Source organism: Yoonia vestfoldensis SKA53 (assembly GCF_000152785.1).
GTDB lineage: Bacteria > Pseudomonadota > Alphaproteobacteria > Rhodobacterales > Rhodobacteraceae > Yoonia > Yoonia vestfoldensis_A.
Window position 1 is genome coordinate 60,858 of sequence record NZ_CH672414.1, and the last position, 22,752, is coordinate 83,609.

General features: G+C 57.7%; 25 protein-coding genes and 1 tRNA gene. 13 read left to right on the forward strand and 13 right to left on the reverse strand.

Annotation, left to right across the window (positions count from 1 at the left end):
• Positions 1-2: 2 nt before the first annotated feature.
• The gene (locus SKA53_RS00325; RefSeq protein ID WP_007204025.1) at positions 3-1,208 is read left to right on the forward strand and encodes a site-specific integrase; all 1,206 of its coding nucleotides are present in this window, start codon (positions 3-5) and stop codon (positions 1,206-1,208) included.
• A 75-nt stretch (positions 1,209-1,283) separates the two neighbouring features.
• Here SKA53_RS00325 and SKA53_RS00330 read toward each other — a convergent pair whose 3' ends face one another.
• Together SKA53_RS00330 and SKA53_RS00335 are read right to left on the reverse strand one after the other, a co-directional pair.
• Positions 1,284-1,670 (reverse strand): type II toxin-antitoxin system VapC family toxin, encoded by a 387-nt coding sequence (locus SKA53_RS00330; RefSeq protein ID WP_007204026.1) that lies wholly within the window; start codon positions 1,668-1,670, stop codon positions 1,284-1,286.
• Positions 1,667-1,906, reverse strand: coding sequence for a type II toxin-antitoxin system Phd/YefM family antitoxin (locus tag SKA53_RS00335; protein WP_007204027.1), 240 nt, complete (start codon positions 1,904-1,906; stop codon positions 1,667-1,669). Before SKA53_RS00335 ends, SKA53_RS00330 begins: the two co-directional genes overlap by 4 nt.
• A gap of 124 nt (positions 1,907-2,030) precedes the next feature.
• Between SKA53_RS00335 and SKA53_RS00340 the strand changes: the two genes are divergently transcribed.
• The 4 genes from SKA53_RS00340 to SKA53_RS00350 all read left to right on the forward strand — a co-directional run bounded on the left by SKA53_RS00340 (position 2,031) and on the right by SKA53_RS00350 (position 5,739).
• Entirely contained in the window at positions 2,031-2,666 is a 636-nt protein-coding gene (locus tag SKA53_RS00340; protein ID WP_007204028.1) for a hypothetical protein, read from the forward strand.
• A gap of 136 nt (positions 2,667-2,802) precedes the next feature.
• Complete coding sequence (locus tag SKA53_RS15080; RefSeq protein ID WP_110549045.1) at positions 2,803-2,952, forward strand: helix-turn-helix transcriptional regulator; 150 nt, start codon at positions 2,803-2,805, stop codon at positions 2,950-2,952.
• Complete coding sequence (locus SKA53_RS00345; RefSeq protein WP_242601224.1) at positions 2,952-3,836, forward strand: primase C-terminal domain-containing protein; 885 nt, start codon at positions 2,952-2,954, stop codon at positions 3,834-3,836. The genes SKA53_RS15080 and SKA53_RS00345 overlap by 1 nt, the downstream gene beginning before the upstream one ends.
• Positions 3,829-5,739 (forward strand): DUF927 domain-containing protein, encoded by a 1,911-nt coding sequence (locus SKA53_RS00350; protein WP_007204030.1) that lies wholly within the window; start codon positions 3,829-3,831, stop codon positions 5,737-5,739. The genes SKA53_RS00345 and SKA53_RS00350 overlap by 8 nt, the downstream gene beginning before the upstream one ends.
• Positions 5,740-5,950: 211 nt before the next feature.
• Here the strand turns inward: SKA53_RS00350 and SKA53_RS00355 are convergent, their stop codons facing one another.
• The 7 genes from SKA53_RS00355 to SKA53_RS15365 form a co-directional block, all read right to left on the reverse strand.
• Positions 5,951-6,319, reverse strand: a complete 369-nt coding sequence (locus SKA53_RS00355; protein ID WP_007204031.1) for an HGGxSTG domain-containing protein — start codon at positions 6,317-6,319, stop codon at positions 5,951-5,953.
• 1,594 nt (positions 6,320-7,913) lie between these two features.
• Positions 7,914-8,183: a hypothetical protein gene (locus SKA53_RS00360; RefSeq protein ID WP_007204032.1), complete on the reverse strand. Its 270-nt coding sequence runs from the start codon at positions 8,181-8,183 to the stop codon at positions 7,914-7,916.
• A 4-nt stretch (positions 8,184-8,187) separates the two neighbouring features.
• Positions 8,188-8,385 (reverse strand): DUF6447 family protein, encoded by a 198-nt coding sequence (locus tag SKA53_RS00365; RefSeq protein ID WP_007204033.1) that lies wholly within the window; start codon positions 8,383-8,385, stop codon positions 8,188-8,190.
• Positions 8,386-8,435: 50 nt separating this feature from the next.
• Positions 8,436-8,639: a DUF6447 family protein gene (locus tag SKA53_RS00370; protein ID WP_007204034.1), complete on the reverse strand. Its 204-nt coding sequence runs from the start codon at positions 8,637-8,639 to the stop codon at positions 8,436-8,438.
• Positions 8,640-8,710: 71 nt separating this feature from the next.
• The gene (locus SKA53_RS00375; RefSeq protein WP_040482713.1) at positions 8,711-9,592 is read right to left on the reverse strand and encodes a SapC family protein; all 882 of its coding nucleotides are present in this window, start codon (positions 9,590-9,592) and stop codon (positions 8,711-8,713) included.
• 79 nt (positions 9,593-9,671) lie between these two features.
• Positions 9,672-12,401, reverse strand: coding sequence for a beta strand repeat-containing protein (locus SKA53_RS00380; RefSeq protein ID WP_007204036.1), 2,730 nt, complete (start codon positions 12,399-12,401; stop codon positions 9,672-9,674).
• Positions 12,402-12,579: 178 nt separating this feature from the next.
• Positions 12,580-12,858, reverse strand: a complete 279-nt coding sequence (locus SKA53_RS15365; protein WP_131494557.1) for a hypothetical protein — start codon at positions 12,856-12,858, stop codon at positions 12,580-12,582.
• 103 nt (positions 12,859-12,961) lie between these two features.
• Between SKA53_RS15365 and SKA53_RS00385 the strand changes: the two genes are divergently transcribed.
• Entirely contained in the window at positions 12,962-14,167 is a 1,206-nt protein-coding gene (locus tag SKA53_RS00385) for a site-specific integrase (RefSeq protein WP_007204037.1), read from the forward strand.
• 260 nt (positions 14,168-14,427) lie between these two features.
• Positions 14,428-14,724 carry an HGGxSTG domain-containing protein gene (locus SKA53_RS15810; protein ID WP_431607682.1) on the forward strand — a complete coding sequence of 99 codons (297 nt, stop codon included), beginning with the start codon at positions 14,428-14,430 and terminating at the stop codon, positions 14,722-14,724.
• Between the two features lie 240 nt (positions 14,725-14,964).
• Here the strand turns inward: SKA53_RS15810 and SKA53_RS00395 are convergent.
• The 3 genes from SKA53_RS00395 to SKA53_RS00405 form a co-directional block, all read right to left on the reverse strand.
• Positions 14,965-15,041, reverse strand: a tRNA-Arg gene (locus SKA53_RS00395).
• Between the two features lie 60 nt (positions 15,042-15,101).
• Positions 15,102-16,502 (reverse strand): sensor histidine kinase, encoded by a 1,401-nt coding sequence (locus SKA53_RS00400; RefSeq protein WP_007204039.1) that lies wholly within the window; start codon positions 16,500-16,502, stop codon positions 15,102-15,104.
• A gap of 15 nt (positions 16,503-16,517) precedes the next feature.
• Positions 16,518-17,936: a dihydrolipoyl dehydrogenase family protein gene (locus tag SKA53_RS00405; RefSeq protein ID WP_007204040.1), complete on the reverse strand. Its 1,419-nt coding sequence runs from the start codon at positions 17,934-17,936 to the stop codon at positions 16,518-16,520.
• 308 nt (positions 17,937-18,244) lie between these two features.
• On the opposite strand from SKA53_RS00405, the gene rpmH reads away from it, so the two are divergent.
• From rpmH to yidD, 3 genes are read left to right on the forward strand one after another with little or no spacing between them, the layout of a single operon-like run.
• Positions 18,245-18,379 carry a 50S ribosomal protein L34 gene (gene rpmH / locus SKA53_RS15085; protein WP_007204042.1) on the forward strand — a complete coding sequence of 45 codons (135 nt, stop codon included), beginning with the start codon at positions 18,245-18,247 and terminating at the stop codon, positions 18,377-18,379.
• A gap of 25 nt (positions 18,380-18,404) precedes the next feature.
• Complete coding sequence (rnpA, locus tag SKA53_RS00415; RefSeq protein WP_040483032.1) at positions 18,405-18,788, forward strand: ribonuclease P protein component; 384 nt, start codon at positions 18,405-18,407, stop codon at positions 18,786-18,788.
• Positions 18,785-19,006, forward strand: a complete 222-nt coding sequence (yidD, locus tag SKA53_RS00420; protein ID WP_007204044.1) for a membrane protein insertion efficiency factor YidD — start codon at positions 18,785-18,787, stop codon at positions 19,004-19,006. Before rnpA ends, yidD begins: the two co-directional genes overlap by 4 nt.
• Here yidD and SKA53_RS00425 read toward each other — a convergent pair.
• Positions 19,003-19,542: a DUF3833 family protein gene (locus SKA53_RS00425; RefSeq protein ID WP_007204045.1), complete on the reverse strand. Its 540-nt coding sequence runs from the start codon at positions 19,540-19,542 to the stop codon at positions 19,003-19,005. The genes yidD and SKA53_RS00425 overlap by 4 nt on opposite strands.
• A gap of 87 nt (positions 19,543-19,629) precedes the next feature.
• On the opposite strand from SKA53_RS00425, the gene ttcA reads away from it, so the two are divergent.
• The 3 genes from ttcA (at position 19,630) to SKA53_RS00440 (ending at position 22,680) form a co-directional block, all read left to right on the forward strand.
• Positions 19,630-20,481, forward strand: coding sequence for a tRNA 2-thiocytidine(32) synthetase TtcA (gene ttcA, locus SKA53_RS00430; RefSeq protein WP_007204046.1), 852 nt, complete (start codon positions 19,630-19,632; stop codon positions 20,479-20,481).
• A gap of 161 nt (positions 20,482-20,642) precedes the next feature.
• The gene (locus SKA53_RS00435; protein ID WP_007204047.1) at positions 20,643-21,551 is read left to right on the forward strand and encodes an ROK family protein; all 909 of its coding nucleotides are present in this window, start codon (positions 20,643-20,645) and stop codon (positions 21,549-21,551) included.
• On the forward strand, positions 21,544-22,680 hold the full coding sequence (locus SKA53_RS00440) for an N-acetylglucosamine-6-phosphate deacetylase (protein WP_007204048.1): 1,137 nt from the start codon (positions 21,544-21,546) through the stop codon (positions 22,678-22,680). The genes SKA53_RS00435 and SKA53_RS00440 overlap by 8 nt, the downstream gene beginning before the upstream one ends.
• The last annotated feature ends 72 nt before the right edge of the window (positions 22,681-22,752 follow it).

A 22,752-nucleotide genomic window follows, 5' to 3' on the forward strand; every position in this document is an offset into this window, starting at 1 on the left:
TTATGCCAAAAGCTAGACTCGACTCCCAGTTTGTATCTCATGCCGACTGCCCAGAAGGCAAACGCAAACAAACCTATTTCGACACGTCGACGCGAGGGCTCTGTCTGGAAGTGCGTATCTCTGGTGGGCGGACCTATTACCTGCGCTACTCCGATGATCGCAGCAAGACGCGCTATATTAAGCTGGCCGATGCTGGTGATGTGACCCTGCCTCAGGCTCGGACATTGTGCGAGAGGATGCGCAACAAGATCGCGATGGGGGTCGACCCGCTCAAGGAGAGGGCTGGCAAGAAACTGGTCCCGACCTTTGAGGCCTTCGCTTGGAATAGCTACATGCCGTTCTCGCAAGCCAACAAGCGGTCATGGAAAACAGACGAGACGTTGATCCGCACCCACCTCATCCCCACGTTCGGCAAGAAACATCTAGATGAGATCACCACGGAGGATGTTCTCAACATGCAGCAGGCGGGCCTGAAGGCGGGGGCAGCGCCTGGATCCGTCAACCGGCGGCTCATCTTGTTGCGGTATATGTTCAACACGGCATGGCGCGACTGGAAGATCGCCGGCGTGAAGGAGAATCCGACACATGGTGTTCGTCTACTCAAAGAAAACAACAAAAAAGAGCGGTATGTTAGGGCTGACGAGATGGCACGACTTTATGCCGAAATCTGCAGTTCGCAGAACACGATGCTCAAACATATTGTCGCCTTCCTCGTGCTAACAGGGGCGCGGCGAAACGAAGTCCTGCACGCGACGTGGCATGACATCAATATGACAACGGGGAAGTGGCGAATACCTGACACCAAGTCTGGCTATGCCCGCCATCTCCCCCTCAATGACGGGGCTATGGCGGTCCTGCACCAGATGCGGGGCGTATCACGCTCCCATTTCATATTTGGGAACCCAAAGACGGGCAAAGCCTATGTTCACATCTGGTATGCTTGGAACACCGCGCGCAAAAAGGCTGGGTTACCAGACGTCCGCATGCACGATCTGCGGCACACATTCGCCAGCCTGCTGATCAACAACGGGCGTTCCATTTACGAGGTCCAAAAGCTTTTGGGCCACACGCAGATCAAGACCACGCAACGCTACGCGCACCTGACCCAAGAGACGCTGCTGGACGCGTCCAACATTGGCACAGCCGCTATGGCCGCCACGCTGGGGATGGGGCCACATGGCGATGTCATCGAGGGTCGGCTGTGCTGAAGCTCTAGCTGTGCACCCTGCAACGCGACCCTGACAGCAGACGGGCTGGGCAGAGATGTCCGGCCTTTTTTGCGATCACACATCCCACACTGGCCCACCATAGGCCTTCAGCTTTGCATCGTTACTGACCAGCACAAAGCCCTCTGCCATCGCCTGTGCGACAAGAATCCGATCAAAGGGGTCCGCGTGGATTGGCGGCAGGGTTGGCACGCGCAGTACATGCGCACTCTCGATTGCCAGTTCCGCGTAATCATTGGCCACAAGCCCAAGCCGTAGCTCTGCAACGTCGACCCGAAAGTCATCGCGCCCCAGTGACGCCTTAATGGCCACTTCCCACAAGCTCGCCACGCTGAAGTACAGGCTATTTCCAGTGTCAGCGATCATCGCCTGTGCCTTTGCCGACAATCGATCAGGCGTATATGCAGCCCACAACAAGATGTGCGTATCCAAAAGCAGCTTCATGCCTCAGTGCCCGCAAACATCTGTGCGATCTCGTCGGCAGACATCTCATCAAAATCTACTGGCACTGTCCCTTTGCCCGCAAGAAAGCCAAGCCGCTTTTGCAGCTGTCCTTCCAGCATGGTCACCTTGACCATTGGCCTGCCAGACTTGGCAATGACAAACGCCTCGCCTTTTGCCGCGGCCTCAACCAATTTGGACAGATGCGTCTTGGCTTCGTGGATGTTGATGGTTTTCATATGTGGCGCCTTAGTTCTTTAAACTTAGTTTATAAGCGAATACTGAAACCTGTCAACAGCGTCGGGATGTACCCTTGCAATGCGCCAGTTAAACGACGCATCGGACACGAACCGCAGAAGCAGAATGGATTTGAAGATGCCAAAAAAGGTTTCGCCTCTAAACAAGCGAAAGGGGTTCGTGGGAATAGACCCTGACCAATCCCTTAATGAGATCTTGGAGTTGATCAGTGACCGGCCTTGTCCAGCAGTTTGTAGCAAATTCTACCCAGACCGTGGACATTTTTACATGCTACATCGCTGGCTAGCATGCCTTCTTTTGGAGGAGGGGCTTCACGAGAGGAAGGCCACCCCTGAACTCGAGTTGGCGCAAGAACATCTTTGCCATGCATTGCTGTGTCTCGCCAACAATAAGCAAGCTGATTATTTATCGCCTGACAGGAAATCTGGGCCGCGACATCACGATGATAATGTCCGCGAAGCGACCCTTTGTGCCGCGGCTCGGTTTAACTATGCACAACTCATTGGCTTGCATAAAGGCGTAGAACGTTGGTGGGCTACGATTGTCCGAAAAAGTGACCCTTTATACAAGCTACCAACGAATCTTGGGAAATTAATCGGAAACGTGGAACAGGGTAATAGTATTGCCGATAAATCGACCTTGTTATCATTTTATGCCTGCTTCATCGACGCCACGCCAAATGAAGCTGAGCAACACTCACTGCTCCTAAAGGAGCATGTCGAACGCATACTTCTGCCATAATAAAACCTAGGACATACGGATTCTCGTAGGTTTAACACGCTCTCATACTGCTCTCATCGACCAACTTCGAACATGGAGAGCGAACATGGCCCATCATAGGACCTTACCACCCGAACTAATCCTCAGTGCCGAGATAATGGCACGGGTTCCTTATTCTTCGAACCACCTGCGCCGCCTCGAAGCGCAAGGTGACTTCCCCAGCCGCGTACGCATCGGCGCCAATCGCGTCGCATGGCTGCGTGATGAAGTGGAGCAATGGCTCACCGAGCGGATGGAGGGACGGTGATGGAGTTCGAAATCAATATGCAGCTGCTTTCAACACCAGCGGATCTATCTCTGCGAGATAAAAAAGCACTTGCTGCAGCCAGTTGGGTCAGGATGGGTATCGACATCATCCTTGTGGAGCATGGCATACCCATTAAGGATACACGCTCGCGCGCCGAACGCATGTCCCCAGTCGACACCTACTTTTACGTCTTGGAACAGCCAGAGCAAATAAACATCGCGCTAAGAACTGGGCCCAAAACAGGTCTAGTAGCGCTGTCAGTGTATACCGATGCGCCCGGTGTTGGTCTGCATACACTGGAGGAGCGTGGTTTCTTTTGTCCACAGGATGACCCCCTTATTCGCCACGAAACTATTACGCGGGGGCAGTCGCAGGGACGGTTTCACACTGTATTGTTTTACAGTGGTAAAGATCAGTTCTTGGAAACTGGACTCGATGACCTGCCTGGGGTTTATGTACGTTCGTCAGGTGAGCTGATCTTGCTGCCTCCTCATGAACTCAATTTCGACAGTGAGTTCGGGCTTGTCGCAAGGTCAATATATGAGTGCGACGATATACTTGCACCGGTTGCTATACCGTACCTGCCTGACGGTCTGCGCAAAATGATCCGTGCGGCTGAGCGGCAAGCCCTGGCCGACAAGCGCAAGCCAAAGCTGCGTGGTGGCGTTCTGCCAGAACTCTACACGCCCGTCGCAGAGGGAGGGCGCAACAATGCGCTGGCGCGGCGGGCTGGCTTTCTTCTCGGTGTTCGCAAGCTGACAGAGGAGCAGACCCTAAAGGAGTTGCTTGATATCAACCAGCGATGCTGTCAGCCGCCGCTTGGACTTTGCGAAGTAAGAAATATTGCCCGCTCTATCGCAAAAAAGCACCACCGCCATGGATGACCGGACATCACTCGTCGCGCAGCTTCGAGCTGACAGCGAGGCCGCGCGGCAGGCTGCGGAAGTGGCTGAGGCCGCGCTCGAAGCGCAGCGCCAATACGCAGATTTCGGAGGGGCCTTACACATGCTCAAGGTGACTAGAGAGAAGCAGGCCATACCTGTCCGCTTATGCAACTTCACCGCAGAAATCGAGCGTGAGGTCGTCAAAGCTGACGGCCTCACAACCGCCCGACACTTTACGGTGTCGGGCAGAATGGAAACAGGGAATCCTTTGCCCACCATCGATGTCCCTGCCTCCGAATTCGACCGTCTCGAATGGCTCGCCACAGAGTGGGGGGCCAGTCCCCAGATTTTCGTGGGCAGCCGATACCGAGACCATGTTGCAGCCGCCATCAAAGAACGGTCTGATCCCGAGCTGGTACAGCTATGCCAGCACACAGGGTGGGCTAAGTTTGACGATGAGTTGCTGTACTTGACGGCCTCGGGTGGTATCGGGACCGAAGGGCTGAACGAAGAAGCAAGGTGCGAGCTGCAAGGGTCGCTAGCCGATTTCAGCCTGCCAGCGCCTGCTGATCCTCGCACCTTGGGTCTTGCGGATCTGTTGGGCGCATTCCGCGATGTACAGAAGGACGGCGTGGGGCTTGTACTGCTTGGCGGTGTCATGCGCGCCACGCTGTGCCATTTTATGCCCGCAACTTTGTCTATCTATTTGCAGGGCACGACTGGCACATTCAAGTCGGCCTTCGCCGGCGTGCTGCAAGGGTTTTGGGGCATAAAGTTCGATGGTGCAAATCTCCCTGCAAACTGGTCGTCTACTGGCAACGCGCTCGAGAAGACGGCCTTCTTGGCAAAGGATGCGCTACTCATCGTCGACGATTTTGTCGCCCGCGGTACACGGCACGAGGTTGCTAAAACTCATGCCAACGCAGAGAGGCTTCTGCGCGCGCAAGGCAATCAAGCAGGCCGCAGCCGCATGACGTCAAAGGCCGAACTCAGAAATGCCTTTCATCCGAGAGGCATCATTCTTGCGACCGGTGAAGACATCCCGAATGGGCATTCGTTGCAGGCCCGGCTTGTGATCGTCAATGTGGCGAGGGGGGCGATAGACACCACCGTATTGAGTGGGCTGCAAAAGCTCGCTCGAGACGGCGTCCTCGCCAAAGTCATGGCAAGCTTTGTCCAATGGCTGGCAATGGAGTCAAAGCGGAATGCGCTTCATGAATTCATAGGCATGGCGCTGGAAATCGATCGCGAGAATATAGGCGCCAGTGGACACGCAAGGACACAGGACAACTTGGCCAATCTTCTGATGGGGCTGCGCGTGTTCCTTGACTTTGCAGACGATGCTGGTGAGATCAGTTCCCAAGTAACCCAAGGGTTTATGGATATCGCCAAAGACGCAGCATGCACTCTCGCAGACCTCCAGGCAGCGATTGATCATGAGGCTTCAGACGCCCAACGCTTCGTGGATCTCATGCGTGCGGCCGTCTCCAGCGGCAAAGCACACATCGAGCGCAGCAGTGGTGGCAAACCTGACAATGCCAGGGCTTTGGGCTGGCGAGACGTGGACATCGGCCAGTCCGGCATACGCACAGAGGCGATGGGAACCAGGATTGGATGGGTTGATGGCGAAGAGCTATACCTTGATCCGACTGCGTCCCTCAGTGTGATCAAGGCGCTTGCATCTGGCCTCGACAACCATCTTGGGTCTTCCGAGCGCGCGATCGCCAAGAGCTTGCGCGAGGCTGGGCTGCTAAGCCGATGCGATAAATCACGCAACACAACTAAGGTCAGTGTGCTTGGTGCTAGGCGGTCGGTATACGTGTTTCGGATGGCAGATATCTTTGATTTGGACAGCGCGTCGGCCAGCCCCATCGGTTACGACGACGCCGATATACCGTTCTGACCTCGAACTGCCCCAGTTGCCACAGTCGCCACGGTAATATCATACCACCCCCTAAAAACTGTTTATCCAGACAATCAGATTTCTAGGAAGGTTATGTACATTACTGTGGCAACCGTGGCACTACCCCATAAGGTATTGTTATTACAAGTATATCCGTGAAATGATTAACTGTGGCGGACTGTGGCAACCGGGACAGGCTGGTATCGTCTAACTACTTGTCCGGTTTTGGTTCGAACATTTCCCGCCAATCCTTGGCCAAGAGGCCCCCTGCTATCGCTTCCCGTTCGATGTCCCTCAGCTCCGCACGGATCTCGCGCCCGACCTGCGCCCGCCGCTTGGCTTCCGCCTTGGCCTCGGTCGTGGACCGCCCGTGCTTGAGGTGCAGAGCGCTCAGTCTCGCCCGCCCTTCCGGCGTCTTGGCCCCTGTCGACTTGCCACCGTGCATACGGCAGCGCGCCTTGCCCGTGACTGCGGGATTCTTGCAGGGCGTACCGGCCCGTGTCTTGGCGCCACATGCCTGTCCGGGCCAATCAGGGCCGAACTGCCACATCTGCGCTGCCTCTTTAAAACTTATGCCCATGTGTTCACCTCCATTGCCAAGCAAGGTCCGAGGACCACGGACCCACATCCTCGCCCCCCTGCACCCCATCCAAAGATCCAAGGTCCGCGGTTCTCGAACCAACATCACAAGCAAGGGCAGCGCAGGGCTCGCGGATCTCGGCCTTTTAAGAACGGGCACCAGGTCCACCGTATAGGACCGCAGCGTCTCTCAGTGCGGCCGGCAACAGAACCAGGTTGCGAGCTGCGCGGATCGTAAACCTTGGACCTCGAGATCCGCTTGAGAGGGGAAGTGCTGCGGCCCTACACGACTGATATATTATAACATACACGCCGATCAGGCAAGCACCAGGGGACAAGATGCGGGGTTTGAGGTTCGATTACCGTGGTCCGCGGATCAGGATCGCGGCGGGGGACAGCGCGGCACGCGGCCATTGGTTTTCGCTCCTTCTAAGGAATCGCGCCAGCCAGCCACGACACCAGCTTAGCTTTTGCCACCACCCCACCAACGCAATGGGGGTAACTGGAGCCTTTCCATCCCTACGAAAACGCCGCCAGACGGACCCCCACCCCCCTTTTTTGGGGGGGCCTTGCTGTAGGCAAGCACCTATCTAGTTTGGTCGCCAAATTCTGTTGGCTGTTTTTTCATTTGGCTTGTTGTTGGCATACAAGTCATCACCGTCTGCTCCGGACTGCCCCGCTGTATCGGCACAACGCAGCGAAGCATGACCAAGGACCGAGGTGCGAGGTGCGGGTGCCGCAGGCCGTGGACAAAGGACCGAGGGCCGTGACGCCTTGGCCCACCACACCGTGGAATGTGGGCCTCTCCTGTCGGGTCTTTGGCCTTCGACTACGGTCCGTGTAAAGTGGCACTTGGTCCTTGGTCCTTGGTCCTTGGCTGACACACCGTGCAACGCGGACCTGGGACCTCGGTCCCCACTTCCTGCTTCGTGCAACGCGCACCTCGGTCCTTGGATCCCCCCAATCAACACAACCCCTCTGCGGCTCCATCTGCTTGTAATACTATAACAACTATGCTTCCGCAGCAAGCATGCGGTGCGGCCAAGGTCCGTGGTGCATGCCGCACGCTGGGACATACAGGGCGCTGTGAGGAGGCCTGATTGCTGGATAGCTTGGGATGGGTAGCTCACTGCGGCCAGCGGGCTTGAGCGGAGTCACAGGCGGGCTGTGCGGGGGCTTGGCGCGTGGGGCGCCCATCTGAACGCAGGCCGCACAGGAGGGCCTAGGGCGGGGCGTAGAGGGGCTGTGCCACTGGTGGGCCAGTCACCGCGGGCAATCGGCGCGGGGACTCTCAGGGGGGCAGCCCTCTAGCGTGCTGGGTGGGGTGTTGGTGCTTGGACCGGGGACATCGGCATTTGGGGGGCGGGCCTTGGACCTCGGACCACGGGGCATGAGGGGTGGGCCTTGGGCCTCGGATCTTGGGGTTAGCGGACCATGGGTCATGAATCTCGGACCTTGGTCCTTGGTCCTGTGAGCCTAGACCCGACGATACAGCTGAGCCTCGCCTACAAACGCCGTACAGCGCCCTGAGGCCGGAGACCCAGCGTCAGACGCGCAGACTCTCCAGAAATAGCTCCAGAGGGCAGATGCACAGATCAGTATGCGCTCCACTGCGAACACTTTGGCGCGGGCCGGTCGCCTGCGACACTGGAGCCGTCAGCGGTACAGGCCCGCACACGGCCAGCATACGCGTGAATGAACCACAGTTTGTCCTCTAACAGCGGCATGGTCAGCAGCGCGTCTGTACCAGTCGCAGGCGTAGGCGCGGGCTGGGTCTGCGCAATCGCCATCGGTGAATAGGCGGACAGCATGGCTGCCGCGCCGATCATGCCAGACGCCAATATCGCGGCTGTGATTGTATTCATGGCGTTACGCTGCCTCGATTTTGGCAAGCTCGTTTTGCAAAGCGGCGGCATAACCGGCACGCGCTGTTTGATACACGGCAATTTCGTTCTTAAGCTTCTGCATTTGCACTTCGAGGAATTGCAGGCTGGCCAATTGGGCCTTGCCGTTCACGCTCAGGTTCTCGGTGTCATAATCGATGCCGTTTACGGTGATTTTGGCCATGGTGCTCTTTCTATCTGTCTATGAGGGTATTCACTGCGCGTTTTGCAAGATCAGGCTTTAGCCAATTCGCGGCTGAACGCAGCAGTATAAGCCATGCGTGCCGTATCGCAGACGGCCAACTCATTATTAATTTGCTGAATCTGCACATCTACGAACTGGATGTTCGCGATATGTGCGCGCGCTGCTTCGCTGAGGCCAGCAATCGCATATTCTTTCTCGTCGATGGTAATTACAGGTTCTTTAGTTTTTTTCATTTAGCTCTCTCAATTTATGTGGTTTTGTTCACGACCTGCGGTGCGATCTGGTCGCTTTGCTGCCATGACGGTTAATCGTTTTGCTTGGGATTCACAAACGCTGATAGATCAAAATCACCTTCGTCTGCAGCAATATTCACGACATTATCGTTTTCGATCGGTTCTAAGGTCTGTTCTGGCTCGGAGGATTTATGCCGCTGCAAAATGCCGTCGACGTCGATTTGATCTGACATCTCTGGCATCCGGTTTTTGACTTCCGCCAGCTTCCGCTGAATCAGGCCCAGCGTCTGGACATGCGACATACTGAGTAATTGGCAATACGCTACGGGCAGGCCACCGGCGGCATGAACGCGATGAAGCGCGTCAGGATCGAGGCTGTTCAACCGCGCCTCGTCGATGCGGAACAGACCCTCGATATTGCGTTCGCCATCTGCAGTTTGCACTTTCAGGGGCCAGGGCTGGAACAGGTCTTCGGCTGCAAGGGCTGCACACACACGCTTGGTGACAGCACGGTTGCGGTGGATCTGTTGCAGGAAATTCAGCGCGTCCTTGACCGGTTGCGCGGCCTCGCCTGCGTCGTCGAAAAATGGCTGGTCGAAACCCTCGCCTGCGCCCACCAGACCGCTGTCCATGTCGATGCACAGATGGAGTTGATCGTCTTCACCTTCTGTCACCGCGAACGGGTACCCACGATACACAGCAGGGGTGTAGGGTGCGACCCATTTGCCGTTGACCACGAACAGGTTGCGGCCCTGTTCCAGCCCCTGCACGGCATGGGGGACGAAGGCGTCTTTTTGTTGGATGAAGGCGATGGGGAGACACATGCAGGCCTTGGCCAGTTCCGTCAATACTAACGGCGCAACGGCATCAGTAGCAGCAAAGGCAAAGCTACTGTGACGCCGCAGCGCTTGAGTAGCAAAGCCTGATTTGGAGATCAGCTCATGACGGGGCATAGTCTTCCAATTTATCAGTTCAAACGAATAAGGGTCGCCCTTGGGGGCGACCCTAGAAATGTTATAACTAGTCTACAAATTATGCAAAATTTGCAGCGACCAGGTCAGTAGCGTTTGTCACATCAGACAAAATAGCAATCAAAGTGATATCGCCGGCATCGATAAGAGCACCACCTGGATCAGTCTGCGTGTAGATGTGTGTCTGATCGTCGCCCTGAACGGCGATGATGGTTTTCGCACTATTATCGTCAGTTGACAGATAAACTGCTGTACCAAACACCAAGTCGAAGTTAGCGGCACCAGCCGTACCGAAATTCAGCCCAGCAATGTTACCAGCGTACTCCACTCGCTCTACGTGAAGGTCGTCCAGGGCGCCATCACCCGTAGCATTAGTCGCGCTATCGAAGTTTGCCGCCGTAAACGCAGCGCCGATAAAGGCGCTAATATCCATCACATCCCCACCCGTACCAGCGGTAAAGCCTACAATGGTATCTGCGCCACCAGCCGATGCCGATGCAGCTGTAGCAGTCAGAACAACAGTGTCCACGCTTGACCCAAGAGTAATCACATCGTCACCTGCACCACCGGTAACTGTCAAAGCACCAGTACCAGCCGTGATTGTGTCAGCTTGAGCGGTACCAACTACGGTGTTAGCCACGGTACTACCAGTCACATTGACGCCAGAGACTGTAACACTAGACGCATTGACATTCTCAAAGCCAGTTTGCGCCGCAGAGTTCGCTGCACCCGACACGTTAGTGATCTGGTCGGTAGTGCTAGCCAGATTGATTACGATGTTCGAAGTCGATGCTCCACTGATGACGAGCGTATCAGTGCCAGCTCCAGCAGCGATCGTGTTACCAGCATGGCTTGTGGTGACCAAGTTAATGCTGTCGTTCCCTGCACCCAGAGTGATGACGGCACTACCATCGCGGGCAAGCGAGGTAAGTGTGATCGCACCAGTTACACCCGAGGCATTGAGGACGTCGAGCGACGTTGTATTGGTTGCTGACGAGATAGTAATATCGCCTGCACCAGTCAGTGTCAGATTATCAAGGGTCGTTGCCGAAAGAACTGCCACCGTGATGTCGTCAGCGCTGTCGTTGGTTGCGAGCGTGAGGTTATCGTAGTTGGCAGTCAGGGCCGCATTAAAGTCAGCAGCACCAGCCTCATCCGAGAAAGTTACTGTCAGATCAGTATCGCCAGTTATGCCACTCAAGATTACCACATCAGTGTCTGCAGCAGTTGTATCCTGGAGGATTACAGCGGCGCTCGACGCAATATTGCTAACGGTGATATTCTCGTCAGTGGCATCGAGATCAACGGTAACCCGCTGAAGGCTTGTGGCGTTCCGAAGGTCAATAGAAGATGCTGCGCCTGTCGTCAGTTCGAGTGTCAGACGTTCTACGTCGATATTGACCTCACCTGCTGCGCCTGTGAAGTTCGTCACAACCAACGTGTCTGTGCCGCCATTGCCGATGATACTGTCATCGCTGTCCAATGAGCTAGTACCGAGAGTAAAGGTATCGTTTCCGGAACCGCCAGTAATGATCTGATCGCCCTCGTCGTTTGTGACGGTCAGGGTCAACGCGCCTGTGAAGGCCGATGCATCAATCTTTGATGTTGCAAGAGGCGACGCCGCCTGCTCTTCCATGTCAACGGCTGTCAATGTCAGAGCCTGGCTACCCGTGATCACGATGTTCTGGGCAGTGGTGGCCGAGAAGGTTGCGACGGACGACGCAACAGTACCAGCAGTGGCGATGTTGATTGTCTCATACTCGTTTGCGGTAACTGCCAGAACTGTCTCACCTGACAAAGTCAAGTTGAGCACATCTGTGGAACCACCAACACCGGCCTTTTGGGTCACGGTAAGGCTTACACCATCGTTGGCGTCGTTCACTTCTGTTTCGGTGCTGTCCGTCATCGTGATTGACTGAGTTGAACCAGCGTTAGAGACAGTAACCAGCTCTGCATTTGTGCCGTCGTTGGTGTCGGCAACGCGAATATTGATAGATGCCGTTGCAAAAATGCTTGCATCAACGGTATCATCGTTCGCACCAGTACCGGTGTTGCGGAGCTCTACGACTTCAATACCAGTGATGCCAGCCACGTCAGCAGCGGTCGTCATCGAGTCATTAATCCGCAGTGTATCTGTACCTGTGCCACCCGTGATTGTGTCGAGCGACGTGATATTCGCCATGTCCACAATAAAGGTATCGTTTCCCGTACCACCAGTAACAGCGATGTTTACGGCGCCGTAGCCACCCGTCACAGACGTGCCTGTGAAGGCGCTCATGTTCAGAGTTGTTGTAACGTCGTCGATGTCAGTCAGCGTCAAGGTGCCGGAGCCTGTAACGTTCACAGTAGTTGCAGCGGCCGTTGTCAGCGTTGCGATAGTCGAGACGCCGGAGTTTGCTATGTTCACTGTTTCGATACCAGCGAGCGTAACGACACCGTTGGTTGCGTCGGTTGTTGTGAGGCTCTGAACGTCTGCTGTTCCGGCAATAGTCGACGTATTGTATGCAACGATAACGTTACCGGCAGAATTGTAGGACAAGGTCAGGTTTGCGATATTATCGGTATTCGTGAAAGTTACACTGGACGACGAACCCGTCACGCGCAGATCGGTCTCACCGGTCACGCTCCCGAGGTTCAAAGACAAAACGTCCGTCGCAGTGGCGCTGTTCGAGGATGCACTGATCGTCTCGACGCCAGTCACCACGAAACCACCGAGTGTAGCTGCTGCCGACGAGAACACTGCCAGGACGTCTGCACCCGCGCCACCAGTAACGCTGTCGCCAGCATTCAAAGTCGTGTTGCTTGCCGAGATCGAGTCCGCACCAGTCCCACCAACAATGGTATCAAGACCTGTAGTGAGCGACCAAGCTCGACAGTTTCAAAAGTTAAGTATTATTTGACATCGAGCAGTCCTTAGACCCCCAATATTTTATCGGACCTAATTTATACCTAGTCCATCAGGTGTGGTTTTATGGCCTGTGTTCAGGTGGGGTATACTCAATCACTTCATCCGTGGCCACATCCGCATACATTGCCGCTGCAATCAAATGCAGTTTGTCATCGGGCAGAGTGAGACGGAGATCGCCCTTTATTGTCAGGCCAATAACCACGCCTGCGCGGCGAAATACGCTTAATGCATAGTCTGAACCTTCACCGGCTATGGATCTCGCGGCTGTTTCTGCTCGCGCTGACCTGGACTTCGAGATGCCCATATCATGAGCAAACGTGACCTGAGAAATACCTAACATTGACCTACCGGCCCTGAGGACTGCGGCCAGCTTTATGGTGTACTTGCGCCTCGGGTGAAGCGTTGGTGTCGTATCTCATTTATTACTCATTTGGAGGCCTCTTATGCCAAAAGCTACACTCGACACCCAGTTCGTATCCGACGCCTTCTGCCCAGAAGGCAAACGCAAAGAGACATACTTCGATACGTCGATGAACGGCCTATGTTTGGAGGTGCGTATCTCAGGTGGGCGGACGTTTTATCTGCGCTACCGCGACACCCGAGGTAAAACCCGCTACGCGAAACTGGCTGACGCACAGCATGTGACCTTGCATCAGGCCCGGACGCTTTGTGGCCGCATGCGGAACAAGATTGCGATGGGCATCAACCCTTCGGCTGAGAAGTCCATCAAGCGGCAGGTCCCTACTTTTGGGGATTTTGCGCAGGACCGCTACATGCCGTTTTCACAGGCCAACAAGCGGTCATGGAAAACAGACGAGACGTTGATCCGCACCCACCTCATCCCCACGTTTGGCAAAATGCATCTTGATGAGATTAGTACCGAGGATGTTCTCAACATGCAGCAGGCAGGCTTGAAGGCGGGGGCAGCGCCTGGGTCGGTCAATCGTCGGCTGATATTGTTGCGTTATATGTTCAACCTGGCATGGCGCGACTGGAAGATCGCAGGCGTTACAGAAAATCCGACACACGGCGTTCGTCTGCTCAAGGAGAACAACAAGAAAGAGCGGTATGTCAGGGCTGAAGAGATGGCCCGGCTATATGACGAGGTCTGCGGCTCACAAAATATCATGCTCAAGCACATTGTCGCCTTCCTCGTGCTAACAGGCGCACGGCGCAATGAAGTCCTGCACGCGACGTGGCATGACATCAACATGACAACGGGAAAGTGGCGCATACCTGAAACTAAATCTGGCTATGCACGGCATGTCCCCCTCAATGACGGGGCTATGGCGGTACTGCAACAAATGCAGGACGTGTCACGGTCGCAGTATATTTTCGGAAACCCAAACACGGGCAAACCTTATGTCCATATTTACTACGCGTGGGACATAGCACGCAGGAGAGCGGGGCTGCCAGACGTCCGCATGCACGATTTGCGACACACGTTTGCTAGCCTGCTCGTCAATAATGGCAGTTCACTCTATGCAGTACAAATGCTTTTGGGCCATACGCAGATCAAGACCACGCAGCGTTACGCACATCTGACGCAAGAAACATTGCTGGACGTATCCAATATTGGGACGGCCGCAATGGCCGCCACGCTCGGGAGGAGCCTACACTCCGATATCATTAAAGGCCGGCACTGCTGAAGCGTCGTAACCTACAGTGCGACCATTGCGGCAAGCGGGCCAGGCAGAAATGTCTGGCCTTCTTCGCGATCAAACATCCAACACCGGCACACCAGAGGCCTTCAGCTTTGCGTAATTGCGGGGGATCGCGCAGCCATCGCCTGCGCCACACGGATCCGATCATGCGATCAGCATGGATGAGAGGCGACATGATGAAAGCTAACAAAGTATCACTATTTCTGGTACCATACGGCGATGTTGGCAGGCGGGAGATCTGAGCCGTGGCAGAACCCTTCACCACCAGTTTCGGCGCTGTAGCTGCGCGCTGTCAGGCCAAGAGCAAGCGCAGCGGTGTGCAGTGCTGCAAGCCTGCGATGCGCGGCAAGGCCGTGTGCAGGACGCATGGGGGCGCGTCTACGGGTGCAAGGACCCAGCAAGGCCGAGAGCGTTGCGCGCAGGCCAAGACCATACATGGCCGGGAAACACGTAAGATCAGGCGTAAACGGGCAGAGACGCTCAGGGAGCTGCGTGCGCTTGAGGGGGCCATGCTGGCCCTTGGTATGATCCACACACCGTGACCAGTTCCATATGCAGCAGAACGCCTCACCGTTCGTGTGGAATCGTTTGTATAGGTGAAAAGGGGTGTCGTGTTGCGTCAGGGGGGTACCCCTAGGGTGGGGTCTGGCGGTGTGCATTTATTTTTGTGTTGGAGTGGGGTACTGACGCAAGCGCAAAAGCACTTTTGGGGACAAAACTGGGGACAAGGAAGGTCATCAGCCCAATTATTCGTGTAATACCATGCATTTAAGTAATTTTACTGGCGGACTGGGGAGGATTCGAACCCCCGACCCCTTGATTCGTAGTCAAGTACTCTATCCAACTGAGCTACCAATCCGCGTGAGGCTGGATTTAGACTCAGGGGCTGGATGATGCAAGGGGCAAAACGGAATTCTTGTTATTGCGCGGTATCGGCCAGGGCAAGGTCGGCTTTGGGCAGCTGGATCACAAAGGTCGTGCCCCGTGCGCCGGTGTCTCGCAGTTCCAGCCGCCCGCCATGGCCGCGGATCAGATCGGCCGCGATCACAAGGCCCAGACCCGCGCCACCCTTGCGCACGCCGCCCTGGAACGGCTGGAACAGGTGTTCGCGGGCTTTCTGGGGCATCCCCGGTCCGGTATCGCGCACGGTTAGCCGCCAGATCAGTTCATCTTCGTCCGCGTGCAGGCCGATCTCGCCGGGCTCTCCGGTGGCCATGATCGCCTGACGGGCATTGCGCACAAGGTTAAAGATCACCCGGTACAATTGTTCGCCATCCGCGCGCAGGGTCATCGTGGCGGGGATGTCTTCGGCAAAGGACAAAGGGTAATCGCCCGCAGCGAGCCTTTCGCTGTCGATGACATCCTCGACGATGCGCGACAGGTTCACGCGGGTCAGCGCCGGTGCTGGTTCATCGACCCGCCCAAAGGCCAGCGTCGTTTCGCACAGGTTCACCGCGCGGGTGATGGAATTCACCAGCTTTGGGGCCATCCGTTTGACCAACGGGTCGTCGGACCCGCCGATCCGGTCGGTGAACAATTGCGCCGAGGTCATGATATTGCGCAGATCATGGCTGACCTTGGCAACAGCCCCGCCAAGCTGCGCCAGCCGTTCCTTTTGCCGCAATGCGCCGGTCAGTTGGGTCTGCATCATTTGCAGCGCCACTTCGGCGTCGCGCAATTCGCGCACGCGTGCGGTGGGGGTGATGATCTGGCGGGCATCTTCGGGGGCCTTGGCATAGCTTTGCATATGCGCCACGACGCCCTTGATCGGGCGCACCAGCAGGATCTGCACCGACAAAAACAACAGACCAGCCGTCATGACCGAGATAAAGGCCGACAGGATCAGGATATTACGCCCGTACTCGCGCATCGCCGCCTGCATCGGGCGTTCGTCCATTGTGATCTCGATCAGCTGGCCGCCGTCGCGCACCGGATTGCCGATCACGCGGATGATCCGGTCTTCTTTCTGGACCAGCGTACCCAAGGCATCCGCGATCAGCGTCACCCCTGACGGCGCGCGCATGTCATAAGTCGCGGCAATCGGCGCGGGCAGTTTCGACGACAGCGCCAATTGCCGGATTTCGTCACGCCGCAGCACGACGTTATAGACCTCGGCGTTTTCCAGCAGCTCTGCTTCCAATGCGGGGCTGATCATGGCGTCCACTTCGACAGCCAGCGACGCGATCTGCGCCCGTTCCAGCCGGGCGCGCAGGTAATCTTCGCGGAAACGCGCGACGGATGGCACGAAAATAAAGATTTCCGCGATCATCACAAAGATGATTGTCAGGATCAGAAATCGCCCTGAAAGAGAATTGACCATCGTCCCTCGCTGAGGTCAGGGCAACCAGCGCTGCACCAGACCGACAACCCGCTTTACCTTGGGGTTTTGAAAAAGTCTTGGGCTAAAATAGGCACCTGCCGCGCGTTTGTTAACCTCGCCCACGGTGGGATAAGGCAGAACAGTCTGTGCGATGGCGGACATTTTCATCCGGTTGGCGATAGCCATGGCCCAGATGCCGATCAATTCGCCAGCCAAATGCCCCGCCATCGACACGCCGACAGGGCGGCCGCTGACCACCATTACCTTGATCAGCCCCTTGGTCTTGCGTTCGGCGATCAGGCGGTCGTTGTGATGGAAATCGAACCGCACCACTTCGAGCCTTGATCCAAATTTCTTTCGCGCCTGTGCTTCGGTCAGGCCGACCTGTGCCAGTTCGGGATCGGTATAGCTCGCCCAGGGGATATGGTCGGTCCGTTGTCTGGACGGCAGCGCGAACAGCAGCGACCGGATCAGCACGCTGGCGTGGTAACCTGCGACATGGGTGAATTGCAGCCCGCCCGCCACATCGCCTGCGGCATAAACCCGCCGATTGCTGACGGATCGCAAGTTTGGGCCGACCTTCAGTCCTTGGCGGTCATAGGCAATGCCGCCTTTTTGCAGATCAAGGGTGTCGGTATTCACCTTGCGCCCCACCGCGATCAGCAGATGGGTGCCGGTGACATCGCCTTTTGCCGTCTGCACGGTGATCTTGCCGTCTTTCTGGCTGATCTTTTCGGCCTGCGCGTCTTCCATGATGACCACGCCTTCGGCGCGCAGGCTGTCCAGCACGATGGCGGCGGTTTCGGGATCATCCTTGCCAAAGGCTTTTGCGCCTTCAACCACGGTCACGTCACAGCCCAGCCGCCGGTGTGCCTGCGCCAGTTCCATGCCAATGGGCCCGCCGCCGATGATGATCAGGTGGTCGGGCTTTTCGCGCAGATCAAAGATGGTTTCATTCGTGTGATAGGGCACATCCGCAAGGCCCGGGATCGGCGGGACCAGCGGGCTGGACCCTGTCGCCACCACGAAACGCCGCGCGGTGATGATCGTGTTGCCCGCCTGCACTTGGGTTTTCGAGATGAAGCGCCCGTAGTCCTGAATGACATGCACGCCCAGCCCTGTGAACCGCTCCACGCTATCGACAGGCGCGATGGTGGCGATCACGTCGGCCACATGGTCCTTGGCGGCGGCATAATCGACCGTTGGGGCAACTGCGCCGATCCCGTATGGCGCGCCATGCCGCATCATATGGGCCTGCTTGGCCGAAGCGATCAGCGCCTTGGACGGCACGCAGCCGTAATTCAGGCAATCGCCGCCCATCTTGTGCCCTTCGATAAGCACGACGCGTGCGCCCATCTGGACCGCCCCCGCCGCGACCGACAGCCCGCCAGAGCCCGCGCCGATGATGCAGATGTCCGTTGTGATCCGGTTCATGGGTCAGATTCCTTTATTGCCGCACAGGACCGTCATCGGAACCGGGTAATGCCTACGATACCATGGCCGGCCGCGTGACCTGTGTGCTGCTTGATGGCGTGTTCCAGGGGGCGGGGATAGCCACTTCACGTGGCATTGATGCAAAGCAGGCGGATGTTTCAGTCTATGACCCAGAAAGTTGCGCGAAGTTGCAGGCTGGCACCGCAAGCGCGTTGACAGCATCCCATGCCCCCTCTAAGGAGCAGGTCTGACATGTAATACGGCTTCGAATCCCGTTCAGGATTTGGCCACCAACCGGAGGACACGCGATGAAGCGTACGTTCCAACCATCCAACCGGGTTCGCAAGAACCGTCACGGCTTTCGCGCGCGCATGGCGACCAAAGCAGGTCGCAAGATCCTGAATGCACGTCGCGCCAAAGGCCGTGCAAAGCTGAGCGCGTAAGCGCTCTTCTTTCGTCTTGAGCGTTTTGAAACCGCCGGCTGAGCCTGACACGGGCGCTCCGGCGGTTTGCGTTTGTCTGACGGTTCTGACCAAGCGCGCGGATTTTGTGCGGGCATCCCATGCGTTGCGGCAGGGCACGCCCGGTATCCACCTGCAAGCCCGCGAACGTGCGCGGGGCGAGGCTGCGGGGATACGCGTTGGTTTCACCTGTTCCAAGAAAGTCGGCAATGCCGTGGCCCGCAACCGCGCCAAACGCCGCCTGCGCGAAGTCGCGCGGCAGGTGCTGCCGGAACAGGGCCGTGATGGCTGGGATTATGTGCTGGTCGGGCGGCATGATGTGACCGCGTCCTTACCATTCGACGCGCTGGTCGCGGATCTGCGCCGCGCCTTGCGCAAAGTGCACGCATGACCCCCTTTGCTTACATCCTTTCCTTGCCAGTCCGCGCCTACCGGCTGATCTTTTCGCCATGGGTTGGGTTCAACTGCCGCTATCATCCGACCTGTTCGGCCTATGCGCTGGAAGCCTTGGAAAAACATGGCGCTATCAAAGGTGGATGGTTGGCGTTCCGGCGGATCCTGCGCTGCCACCCCTGGGGGCGCAGCGGGATCGACAATGTGCCGGATTAATCCAGCTTCTCGAATGAAATTGTGACCGTGCCGATATCAAACCCGAAGCGTTTGACATAGGCCAGATTAAGCAACCGGTCATCGGCCAAAAGCCACATCCAGTCGTCAAAGGTCACGCGCAGCGTCTCGGCGGTGCCATCCGCTGACGGCACCGGCAGGTCGATTTCATATTGCCAGTTGAACCTGTCGCCTTGTTCCAGCCCTGTCGCCGTGCCGATCACGCCGGGGGCGGTGCCGTCCCATGTGTCATCGCCGGTTTTCACCAATGTCCAGATACGCTGTTCGGTGGCTCCGTCCTCATATGTGAAATCTTCGACCAGCCGCAGGCGTTCGCAGTCCCAATCGCCCGCGATGGTCACAACAAAACTGCGCCGCACGGTGCCGAGGATGTCCTGAAACTGGCCGTGGGCGACCAGATCACCGTCAAAGAATTCCTCAAGGTTCAGCTGCCGGTCGCTCAGGGCAGGGTCGTCGAATGACGGCTTGCCCGTGCAGGCGGCCAGTAACATCAGGGTCGCGAGGGTTATCAGGCGCATTATTCACTCCGTCTTTTCATTGATACGTCCGGTGGACCTGTTCGGATGCCTCTAGGCAGCGTTCCTGCAATCTGGCATAGCGCAACTATGCTGGATGAAACCGAAATACACCCGCTGTTCGAGGGCGCGCCGACCACGACGGAGTTCAAGAAACTGCGCAAACGGATCGTGCGCCAGACCCGAGAAGCGATCACCCAATACGGGATGATCGAACGTCGCAGTGACGGGACCGTGCCGAAATGGTTGGTTTGTCTCTCGGGCGGCAAGGACAGCTATACCCTACTTGCGGTGCTTTACGAGCTGAAATGGCGTGGCCTTCTGCCGGTCGATCTGTTGGCCTGCAATCTCGATCAGGGTCAGCCCGGATTTCCCGCAACCGTCCTGCCGGAATTCCTGGCGCGCATGGGCGTGCCGCACCGGATCGAATATCAAGACACCTATTCCATCGTGATGGACAAGGTGCCAGCGGGGCGCACCTTCTGCGCTTTGTGTTCGCGGCTGCGGCGCGGCAACCTGTACCGCGTGGCCCGCGAAGAAGGCTGTTCCGCCGTCGTGCTGGGCCATCACCGCGACGACATTCTGGAAACCTTTTTCATGAACCTGTTCCACGGTGGTCGTCTGGCGACGATGCCGCCGAAACTGGTCAATGAAGAAGGTGATCTGTTCCTCTACCGCCCCCTTGCCCATGTGGCCGAAGTCGATTGCGAAAAATTCGCGCAGGCCATGCAGTATCCGATCATTCCCTGCGATCTGTGCGGCTCGCAGGATGGGCTGCAGCGCCAGCAGGTCAAGCAGATCCTTGATGGTTGGGAACGCAACAGCCCCGGGCGCAGGCAGGTGATGTTCCGGTCGCTGATGAATGCGCGCCCGTCGCATCTGCTCGACCCCAAGCTGTTTGATTTCGCCGCATTGACGCTGGATGCGCCCCACAAGGATTAGCCTGCGCCGCTGCCAACACCACGGCTTTTCAGCACGGATCATCCAAAGCTTGTCAGATTTGCCTGCTTTGTTTGCCGTGCAGGCCACGCTTGCCGCGCGGGCGGCTTTGCGTCATCACTCTTGCTCATGAATGCTGGTTTGCTTTGCATAGGTTTGGTCCGATGATGGCACTGGGCGTCGATCTGGGTGGCACCAAGATCGAGGCGCAGGTCTTTGCCGATGATTGGCACCTGCATGAGCGCAGGCGCGTGGCGACGCCCGCCAGCTATCCGGCCTTGGTGCATGCGCTGGTCGATCTGGTTGGCTGGGCCGATGGTCTGGCTGACGGCCCTGTCAGCGTCGGCATCGGTGCTGCTGGCATGATCAACCCGCGCAACGGGCGCGTGCTGGCGGCAAATCTTGCCGCCCATGACAAGCCGCTGCCCGCGGATCTGGTCGCTGCGCTGGGCCGGCCTGTCCGTTATCTCAACGACAGCCATGCGCTGGCCTTGTCCGAGGCGGTCTTTGGCGCGGGCCAGCCTTTTGCATCGGTTTTCGCGCTGGTGCTTGGGACCGGTGTTGGCGGCGGCCATGTACGCGACGGGCGCTTGCAGACGGGGTTTTCTGGTACTGGCGGCGAGGTTGGCCATCTGCCCGCCCCCGCGCATCTGGTGCAGGCGCATGGCTTGCCTGTTGTTGATTGCGCCTGCGGGCGGCGGGGCTGTATCGAGACGCTGATCAGCGGCGCGGGCCTTGCCCGCATGGCCCATGCGATGACGGGCGAAACGCTGAGCGCGCCGCAGATCATCGCGGCACGCGGCGATGATCCGCGGATGGCGCAGCTTTGGCAGGTCTGGTGCGCGCTGACAGCTGATCTGGTGCAGACGCTGATGCGCACGCTTGATCCTGATTGCATCGTGCTGGGCGGGGGGCTGTCGGATATTCCTGTCGTGGTCGATGATCTGACCCGCGCAGTGGGGCAGGCGGGGTTTGCAGGCTTTGACAGCCCGGTCATCCTGCGCGCGGCGGGCGGGGCTGCCAGCGGCGCACGTGGCGCGGCCTATGCTGGTTGGCAGGTGGCGGATGGCTGAGGGCTGGATCATCCCGACACAAGTGTTCGACAATGGCACGCTGCAATCGGGCCTGGCAGTGCAGGTTGTGGATGGGCGCACCACCGATCTGCGGGCTGTCGCCGCAGTGCCGCCCGATGCACCGCGGCAGGCCGTACCGGGTGTTCTGACCCCCGGCTTTGTTGATCTGCAGGTCAATGGCGGCGGTGGCGTTTTGCTGAACCACACGCCCACATGCGCAGGGCTGATGCGCATTGCCACCGCCCACCGGGCCTTCGGGACCGTTGCTGTGATGCCGACATTCATCACTGACGCACCCGAGGGTCTGGCCAAGGCGGCACAGGCCGTGATCGCGCTACAGGCGCTGGGCGGGCAGGGCGCGCTGCATATCGAAGGCCCCCATATCGCCGCGGCCCGTCGCGGCACCCATGCTGCAAATCACATCCGCCCGCTTGATGACATCACATGGCAGATCCTGTTCAAATTGCGCGCCGCCGGTGTGACCGTGATGATCACCCTCGCCCCCGAGATGGTGCCGGTTGACCAGATCGCCGCATTGGTCAGGTTGGGGGTGATCGTGTCGCTTGGCCATTCGGACGCGACAGCCGAACAGGCCAATGCCGCCTTTGCAGCGGGGGCGCGGTCGGTCACGCATCTTTACAACGCGATGTCGCAGATGCAGGGGCGTGCGCCCGGACTGGTGGGGGCCGCGATCAACAGCAACGCCTATGTTGGCGTGATCTGCGACGGGGTGCATGTCCGCGACGATATGGTGGCGCTGGCTTGTCGCGCGCGGCCTGTCGCGGGGCGGATGGTGCTGGTCTCTGATGCGATGCCGACCGTCGGCGGGCCGGATCATTTTGATCTTTACGGCCAGCGGATACAGCTGCGCGATGGGCGTCTGGTCAATGCCGAAGGCAATCTGGCAGGCGCCCATTCCACCATGCTGTGGGGTTTGCAGCGGTTGGTCGGGCAGGTCGGGCTGGGGCTGGAACAGGCGCTGCATATGGCGATCAGCGCCCCTGCGGCGCTGCTGGACAAGCCGCATCTGGGGCGCATCACGGGCCGGTTCGCCGCGGATCTGTTTGCGCTTGACGACGGGCTTGCGCTGCAACCGCTATCGGAAAACATCGGGCATGATATCGCCTAGCGCGGGTCTGTCTGCTGTTGTGGCGGATATCCAGAGGGTGCAAAAGCCCTTCATCCAACAAAGGTACCGCAT

What these genes read in the sequence shown, in the direction of transcription:
- SKA53_RS00405 (WP_007204040.1), bottom strand. Translation starts at nt 17,936, where the DNA reads ATGAACCGGATCACAACGGACATCTGCATCATCGGCGCGGGCTCTGGC.
- SKA53_RS00335 (WP_007204027.1), bottom strand. Translation starts at nt 1,906, where the DNA reads ATGAAAACCATCAACATCCACGAAGCCAAGACGCATCTGTCCAAATTG.
- SKA53_RS00385 (WP_007204037.1), top strand. Translation starts at nt 12,962, where the DNA reads ATGCCAAAAGCTACACTCGACACCCAGTTCGTATCCGACGCCTTCTGC.
- SKA53_RS00365 (WP_007204033.1), bottom strand. Translation starts at nt 8,385, where the DNA reads ATGGCCAAAATCACCGTAAACGGCATCGATTATGACACCGAGAACCTG.
- rpmH (WP_007204042.1), top strand. Translation starts at nt 18,245, where the DNA reads ATGAAGCGTACGTTCCAACCATCCAACCGGGTTCGCAAGAACCGTCAC.
- SKA53_RS15080 (WP_110549045.1), top strand. Translation starts at nt 2,803, where the DNA reads ATGGCACGGGTTCCTTATTCTTCGAACCACCTGCGCCGCCTCGAAGCG.
- SKA53_RS00345 (WP_242601224.1), top strand. Translation starts at nt 2,952, where the DNA reads ATGGAGTTCGAAATCAATATGCAGCTGCTTTCAACACCAGCGGATCTA.
- SKA53_RS00370 (WP_007204034.1), bottom strand. Translation starts at nt 8,639, where the DNA reads ATGAAAAAAACTAAAGAACCTGTAATTACCATCGACGAGAAAGAATAT.
- yidD (WP_007204044.1), top strand. Translation starts at nt 18,785, where the DNA reads ATGACCCCCTTTGCTTACATCCTTTCCTTGCCAGTCCGCGCCTACCGG.
- SKA53_RS00325 (WP_007204025.1), top strand. Translation starts at nt 3, where the DNA reads ATGCCAAAAGCTAGACTCGACTCCCAGTTTGTATCTCATGCCGACTGC.
- SKA53_RS00340 (WP_007204028.1), top strand. Translation starts at nt 2,031, where the DNA reads ATGGATTTGAAGATGCCAAAAAAGGTTTCGCCTCTAAACAAGCGAAAG.
- SKA53_RS15365 (WP_131494557.1), bottom strand. Translation starts at nt 12,858, where the DNA reads ATGTTAGGTATTTCTCAGGTCACGTTTGCTCATGATATGGGCATCTCG.
- ttcA (WP_007204046.1), top strand. Translation starts at nt 19,630, where the DNA reads ATGCTGGATGAAACCGAAATACACCCGCTGTTCGAGGGCGCGCCGACC.
- SKA53_RS00350 (WP_007204030.1), top strand. Translation starts at nt 3,829, where the DNA reads ATGGATGACCGGACATCACTCGTCGCGCAGCTTCGAGCTGACAGCGAG.
- SKA53_RS00435 (WP_007204047.1), top strand. Translation starts at nt 20,643, where the DNA reads ATGATGGCACTGGGCGTCGATCTGGGTGGCACCAAGATCGAGGCGCAG.
- SKA53_RS00360 (WP_007204032.1), bottom strand. Translation starts at nt 8,183, where the DNA reads ATGAATACAATCACAGCCGCGATATTGGCGTCTGGCATGATCGGCGCG.
- SKA53_RS00355 (WP_007204031.1), bottom strand. Translation starts at nt 6,319, where the DNA reads ATGGGCATAAGTTTTAAAGAGGCAGCGCAGATGTGGCAGTTCGGCCCT.
- SKA53_RS00330 (WP_007204026.1), bottom strand. Translation starts at nt 1,670, where the DNA reads ATGAAGCTGCTTTTGGATACGCACATCTTGTTGTGGGCTGCATATACG.
- SKA53_RS00400 (WP_007204039.1), bottom strand. Translation starts at nt 16,502, where the DNA reads ATGGTCAATTCTCTTTCAGGGCGATTTCTGATCCTGACAATCATCTTT.
- SKA53_RS00425 (WP_007204045.1), bottom strand. Translation starts at nt 19,542, where the DNA reads ATGCGCCTGATAACCCTCGCGACCCTGATGTTACTGGCCGCCTGCACG.
- SKA53_RS00440 (WP_007204048.1), top strand. Translation starts at nt 21,544, where the DNA reads ATGGCTGAGGGCTGGATCATCCCGACACAAGTGTTCGACAATGGCACG.
- SKA53_RS00375 (WP_040482713.1), bottom strand. Translation starts at nt 9,592, where the DNA reads ATGCCCCGTCATGAGCTGATCTCCAAATCAGGCTTTGCTACTCAAGCG.